Source organism: Archangium violaceum Cb vi76 (genome assembly GCF_000733295.1).
Classification (GTDB): Bacteria; Myxococcota; Myxococcia; order Myxococcales; family Myxococcaceae; genus Archangium; species Archangium violaceum.
On sequence record NZ_JPMI01000365.1, the window covers coordinates 1 to 310 of the forward strand.

The window sequence follows — 310 nt, forward strand, 5'->3', positions numbered from 1 at the left end:
CTCTGGCCGGACTTCCAGGTCTCGTCGCTTGGACCAAACTGGCGCGAGCAGGTGCGCGGCTGGAGCGACGAAGCACGAGCGGATTTCGTCTCGGAACTGCTTCATCATCGTATCGATGGCGAGGTCGCGGCCTTCGCCGCGGAGGACAGTAGCATCGCGGTGAAGGAGGCGGCGGTGTCCGGTCTCATATGGACCGGGTCTGACGACGCTCTGACCCGCGTCCTTGAGGCGATGGATGCGCAGACATTCGAGGAAGTTGCGCGCAAGAACGCCGACCAAATGCCCGCAGCGATCAGGGCTAAGACTGTCG

1 protein-coding gene is annotated in these 310 nt (G+C 63.2%); it reads left to right on the forward strand.

Features of this window, described 5'->3' with window-relative positions; all coding sequences use genetic code 11:
• The coding region (locus tag Q664_RS59710; protein WP_043411772.1) for a hypothetical protein at nucleotides 1-310 on the forward strand (310 nt) is incomplete at both ends.